The sequence below is a fragment of the Candidatus Anaplasma sp. TIGMIC genome, from assembly GCF_028204095.1.
In the GTDB taxonomy this organism is placed as follows: Bacteria; Pseudomonadota; Alphaproteobacteria; order Rickettsiales; family Anaplasmataceae; genus Anaplasma.
Map to the genome: position 1 here is coordinate 1 of NZ_JAQLOH010000044.1, position 6315 is coordinate 6315.

The 6315-nt window shown below is 47.3% G+C and carries 5 protein-coding genes; all 5 read left to right on the top strand.

The window, feature by feature from the left end:
* Nucleotides 1–473: P44/Msp2 family outer membrane protein (locus PGW94_RS04185; protein ID WP_271758943.1), on the top strand; the 473-nt coding region annotated here is incomplete at its 5' end.
* 199 nt (nucleotides 474–672) lie between these two features.
* A complete protein-coding gene (locus PGW94_RS04190) occupies nucleotides 673–1989 on the top strand; it encodes a P44/Msp2 family outer membrane protein (protein ID WP_271758945.1) in 1317 nt (438 codons plus the stop codon).
* Nucleotides 1990–2116: 127 nt separating this feature from the next.
* Nucleotides 2117–3436 (top strand): P44/Msp2 family outer membrane protein, encoded by a 1320-nt coding sequence (locus tag PGW94_RS04195; RefSeq protein WP_271758947.1) that lies wholly within the window; start codon nucleotides 2117–2119, stop codon nucleotides 3434–3436.
* A gap of 130 nt (nucleotides 3437–3566) precedes the next feature.
* Entirely contained in the window at nucleotides 3567–4874 is a 1308-nt protein-coding gene (locus PGW94_RS04200) for a P44/Msp2 family outer membrane protein (protein WP_271758948.1), read from the top strand.
* Nucleotides 4875–5004: 130 nt separating this feature from the next.
* The coding region (locus PGW94_RS04205; RefSeq protein WP_271758950.1) for a P44/Msp2 family outer membrane protein at nucleotides 5005–6315 on the top strand (1311 nt) is incomplete at its 3' end.

Genomic DNA, 6315 nt, shown 5'->3' on the forward strand with positions numbered 1-6315 from the left:
ACGCATCCCCACAAGTTGCTGGTGAGATGACTGATATGAACTTGGATAACAAGGCTATTGTCGCGGGGCATCTTGCTAAGACTGTTGAAGGTGGTGAAGTCGTGGAGATTCGGTCTGTGTCTTCGACTTCGGTGATGGTTAATGCTTGTTATGATGCTGAGTTGGGTAACAAAGCCATAGTACCTTATGCATGTTTAGGGTTTGGGGGTAATTTTGTAGGCGTTGGAGGTTCTGTTGCGCCAAAACTCGCGTATAAGTTGAAGGCGGGATTAGCGTATAAAATTTCAACGAATATTTCAGCGTATTTTGGTGGGTACCACCATCATGTTATTGGTGATGGTCAATATACTAAGCTTCCGGTTTATAAGCTTGTAGATGATATCAGTCCTGAGGGAAGAACAGGCAATTCTGCTGTTGCCCAATTTGGTCTGTCTTATTCGGGCTGTGAGATGGGAATGAGTTTTGTGTTCTGACACGCTTTTCTAAACGTGTAACACGTAGTGACATATCAACCTACGCGCGAGCTGAAATGCGCGACAGTGGCTAATAGTAAACCATTGAATAAGGACTGCGTAATAAATTGAATACGTAACGTGAAGGCATGATGCAACGATCGCTGTGCGTGTTATACCATGCTGCGTAAAGTCTACATTAGTCGCATAGGGGGAAGATATGATCGTGAGATTTCGTTGCGATAAAAAACTGATAAGCATGACAGCATTGGCGCTTTTTACAGCGATACCTGTTTATCAATGTATGGCGGATACGGCTTATGATAGTGCGACTAACTCCGCGGCGCGTGGTAGAGTGTTTGTGAGCTTGAGCTATGTACCGGCATTTGATGGAGTTGCAGGGTTTGACATAAATGAAACAAACGAGAGCACCAGGGCGATATTGCCTTATATGAGTGATCGTCGCACTCAGGTGCTACGTACCAATAACTTTGATTGGGCAGCTATGGGTACGGAGATCACGTTTGGGCACTCAACGGATGTGGCATTGGCGGGAAGCATTGGTTTGAAGATCAAGTCTACGCGTATTGAACTTGAGGTTGGGCACGAAATGTTCACTGCACAAATCCCTGCTTCGCAGGGGGCCAGGAAGCGTGAACCAGGGGGATATTTCGTTTTACCCAAGATCATGGCCTATGACGTGATTAATGGCAACACTGCGAGACTGGGTGAGAGCCTATCTATACAGAGCGCCGAGGATATTGAGACCTTTGCTCATATTCTCCATGCGTCCCATCCCGAGGTTGATTCTTTAATTTGTAAAAATGGAAAGAAGGTTATTGTGCAATCGAATGAACAGTTGGTAAGGTCCATGCTGGGATTAAAAGACGAGCTGGGAAGCAACTGTGATGGCAAGAGGGATGACGCATTGCGGCTATTTTATAAGACATTTCCAGATCCGGGTTTAAGTGTTGCGGTTTCCAATGAGGGGCGTGGACAATGGCCTAAGGTAAGCAGACGCAATACACGGAAGTATAGTCTTGTGGGGGCGGGGCACGTAACTACGGATTCTTCCGCTAAAGTTGCCGAAGATATTACTGATATGGGCCTCGATAACAGGGTAGTTGTAGCGGAGCATCTTGCAAAGACTGTAGAAGGTGGAGAAGTTGTGGAAATCAGAGCAGTATACTCTACTTCTTTTGTCATTAATGCTTGTTATGATGCGGAAATCGGTATGTCGGCCGTCCCTTACGCCTGCGTAGGTTTTGGAGGTAACTTGGTTGATATAGCGGACACGATTACTCCTAAACTTGCTTATAAACTCAAGGCTGGTATTGCCTATAGGCTTTCTTCGAGTATTTCCGCGTATCTAGGGGGCTTCTTCCATCATGTTCTAGGGGATGGTCAATATGCGAAGCTTCCAGTTTACAAGCTCGTGGACGATATAAGCCCTGAGGGGAGAACAGGTAACTCTGCTGTGGCGCAATTTGGTTTGTCTTACACAGGTTGTGAGATGGGTTTTAGGCTAATGTTCTAGGATGCATTAGGACTGTAAAAAAGATGTGACTAACTGCTGAAAAGAAGTAAATAATGGCGTCGCGTAAGAAGTGCAATCTTGTGCGCGCGGACTACTCATGTTTCTGTAAGTCTAGAGGATGAAAGCTATGATCAAGGATAATGTGGAGACGGTTGGATTACGAGTATGGTTGGCGGTGGCTGCAGTGACGTTAATTCCCCTTCAAGGCCACGCTCATATTGCATCTGAACATCGTGACCTTGCGGTGGGAGGGTATGTTGGATTGAGTTATGCTCCGGCTTTGCGTGGAGTGACAAATTTCAGGATAGGTGAGCCCTATAGTAACGGCACAAGGGCAGTTCTACCGTACAAACGTGATGATGGAGCAGAAGTCTTAAGGGCGGATAGATTTGACTGGACCGCTACTGATACGAAAATTACCTTCGACGACTCGGCTGTTTTTGCTGTTATGGGTAGAATGGGCTTTGCTTATAAGAGGGCGCGCATCGAGCTTGAAGTGGGTCATGAAAGTTTTCCAGCGCGTTTCCATGATAAAAACGGCGATCATGACAGTGAAACAGGCCTATATCTTCTTGCAAAGGATATGGCCTATGATGTCATTAGCGGCAACACAGCAAGGCTTAGAGAGAGCTTGCAGGCACAAAGCGCTGAGGATATTGAATCTTTTGCACATGTCCTCCATGCGTCCCACCCTGATGTTGATTCATTACTTTGTAAAAACGGACAGAAGATTGTGGTGAGTGATTACGTGCGATGGCACATGGCACAAGATAACGTCCGCCTGCGCGATGAGATCGGAGGCAACTGCGGAGGTGGAAAGAGACCTTTAGATGGTACATTTCGATTTACGTCAAAAGAAGATCCGGGTTTGAACGCGGCAGTATCATATGATGGTCGCGGTAAGTGGCCTAACGTTAGCAAAATTCAAGATTGGTGGTATTGGCGCGACTATGGGGTAAGCGAAGGAGAAGATTCTTCCGATCAGGTTGCAGGCGAGATGACTGATATGGGCATGGATAATAGAGCAATTGTAGCGGGGCACCTGGCGAAAACTATTGAAGGTGGTGAGGTTGTTGAGATTCGGTCAGTTACATCGACATCGGTGATGGTTAATGCTTGTTACGACCTTGTGGTTGGAGTGGGCGATAGGATAATGCCTTACGCTTGTGTTGGGTACGGTGGCGACTTTGTTGCCGTTGGCGGTAAGGTGGCCCCAAAACCCGCATACAAGCTAAAAGTTGGCTTGAGCTACAAGTTATCTTCATCAGTCTATGCCCACCTTGGAGGGTACGTACACCATGTGATGGGAAGTGGTGAGTACGAAAAGCTTCGGGTTTATAGGCTCACAGATGATAGTAGTCCTGATGGTAGAACCAAGGATTATGCTGTTGCATCGTTTGGTCTTTCTTATACAGGAGGTGAAATGGGAGTTAGGATAGTATTCTGAGGATACAAGGTACTAAGTCACCAGGGCTGTTGAAGCTGTGATATGGGATATCTGTGGGTACTTAGAGGGTAGACAGCTTATTCAGAATCGACTACTCATGTTCCTGTGAGGTGTGTATGAAACTAGAACTATGGCGGGGAGTTGTATAAAGGCGGTCAGATTGGGGGTACCAGTACTGGTATCAGTCGTGATCTTATTTTTTGACCCTAGTTGGGGTTGTGCGAGGGGGTCCTTTGAACTTCACAACTCCTCGCACGGCGCGTATGTTGGGCTCAGTTATGCTCCAGCACTGCAGGGGGTGAAGAATTTTAAGATAGGCGAACCGTTCAATAACGGTACTCGGGCGGTGATTCCTTACATACACGATGCTGGGGTGGAAGTTTTGAAGGCGGATAAATTTGATTGGGCTGCGACTGACACCAAAATTGCTTTTGGAAGCTCGTCTGTTATTGCTATGGTTGGGAGCATTGGTCTTGCGCATCAAGGTGGTTCTCGTATGGAACTGGAAATGGGTCATAGAAGCTTTCCTGCATATTTTCATGACGAAAGTGGAAACCATGATAACACAACGGGCTTCTATCTCCTGGTTAAGAGTCTGGCCTTCAATGTTGTCAATGGCAACACCCCGGAACTGCGAGACGGTTTGGCAGCTCAAAGCCCCGAAGATATTGAATCTTTTGCCCATACACTGAAAGCTAGTCATCCTGATGTTGATAAAATGATGTGTAAAAATGGGAAGAAGCTTGTTGCGAAAAGCAGCATATGGGCGTTTGGTAAAGTATATAGGAGGGAAGATGAGTATAGGCGTGACTGTTCCGGTCAAGTTCATGAAGAAAAATGGCCGCTGGAAGCGCTGCCTCGGCCCGGGATTGCAGCAGCAGTTACTGGACAAGGACAAAACATGTGGCCAAAGGTTAGCCAGACGACAAGAACTTTTTTAGGGGAACTACGTCCAGCTGTAGATGCATCCCCACAAGTTGCAGATGAAATCACCAACATGAGTGCGGGTAATAGGGCAATAGTTGCGGGATTTCTGGCAAAGACTATTGAAGGCGGAGAGGTTGTAAAGATCACATCGGTATCATCAACTTCTGTCATGGTGAATGCATGTTATGACCTAATGTTTGTGGGGAGGGGTAGTCTAGTGCCTTACGCATGTGTGGGTCTAGGAGGTGACTTTGTGGCTGTTGCAGGGCGGATTTCTCCAAAGCCCGCTTTTAAGCTGGAAGCTGGTTTGGGCTACAAGTTATTTCCATCTGTCTATGCCTATGGTGGATGGTACATCCACCATGTCATTGGAGATGGTGAGTATGATAATCTCCCAGTTCTCCGCCTAGTCGATGATAGCAGCCCTGATGGCCGAACCAAAGATTATGCGACGGCGTCGTTTGGTCTATCTTACTCTGGTGGAGAATTGGGGGTCAGGCTGGTATTCTGAGGATACAAAGTACTAAGTCACCAAGGTCGTTGAAGTTGTGATATGGGTTAGCTATGGATACTTAGAGGGTAGACAGCTCATTCAGAATCGACTACTTATGTTCTCGTGTGGTGTATAGGGAACTAGAACTATGGTGATGAGTTGTACAAAGGCGGCAAAACTGGAAATACTTGTACTGGTGGCAGCAGGGATCCTATTTTTTGACCCTGGTAGGGGCTATGCGCGGGAGTCCTTTGAACTTCACGATTCCTTGCACGGTGCGTATGTTGGGTTTAGTTATTCTCCGGCACTACAGGGAGTGACAGATTTCAAGATAGGCGAACCGTTCAATAACGGTACCCGGGCGGTGATTCCCTACAAACACGATGCTGGTGCGGAAGTTTTGAGGGCAGATAAGTTTGACTGGACTGCCACTGATACAAAAATTGCCTTTGGGAACTCGTCTATTGCAGCGATGGCCGGTAGTGTTGGCCTTGCTCATAAGGGCGCTCGTATGGAACTGGAGGTGGGGCACAGAAGCTTTCCGGCGCACTTCCATAACGAAAGTGGTGACCATGATAACGTAACGGGCTTTTACCTCTTGGCTAAGGGTCTGGCCTTCGATGTTGTCAATGGCAATACTCAGGAGTTACGAGATGGTTTGGCTGCACAGAGTCCTGAGGATATCGAGTATTTTGCGCATTCTCTTAAGGCTAGTCATCCGGACATTGATAAGATGATATGCAAAAATGGGCAGAAGTTTATCATGGGGTTGTGGGGTAGCCATACAGTAGATGGTGTGTCGCTAAAGAGAGGGGATGAGTACGGCAGCGACTGTTCCGGCGCAGGGCTAGACAGGCATGACTACTGGTATAATTCTAGAAGGGCTTCAGGACTAAATGCTGCGGTGTCCGGTAGGGGTAGTGGCAAGTGGCCAAATGTGAGTAAGACACAAACATGGTACAGCGGTGGTAAAAGGCCAGGTGTTGACGCGTCGGCGCAGGTTGCTGGTGAAATTACCGACATGAACTCTGGGAACAAGATCATTGTCGCTAGGCTGCTTGCAAAGACTGTTGAGGGCGGAGAGGTTGTAGAAATTAGGTCAGTTACTTCGACTGCAGTTATGGTAAATGCCTGCTATGACCTAATGTTTGTGGGGGGGGGTAGTTTGGTGCCTTACGCATGTGTCGGTGCAGGAGGTGACTTTGTAGCGGTAGCTGGCCGTGTTACTCCAAAACCTGCTTACAAGTTAAAAGCCGGCTTGAGCTACAAGTTATCTTCGTCGGTCTATGCTCACCTTGGTGGATACATACACCACGTCATAGGCGATCATGAGTATGACAATCTTCCGGTCTACCGCCTTATTGATGATAGCAGCCCGGATGGTAGAACCAAAGATTACGCGGTAGCATCCTTTGGATTGTCGTATGTAGGCTGTGAACTGGGAGTACGGTTCGCGTTC

Bases quoted from the DNA above. Each gene is read 5' to 3' on its own strand.
- PGW94_RS04190 (WP_271758945.1), top strand. From the start codon at position 673: ATGATCGTGAGATTTCGTTGCGATAAAAAACTGATAAGCATGACAGCA.
- PGW94_RS04195 (WP_271758947.1), top strand. From the start codon at position 2,117: ATGATCAAGGATAATGTGGAGACGGTTGGATTACGAGTATGGTTGGCG.
- PGW94_RS04200 (WP_271758948.1), top strand. From the start codon at position 3,567: ATGGCGGGGAGTTGTATAAAGGCGGTCAGATTGGGGGTACCAGTACTG.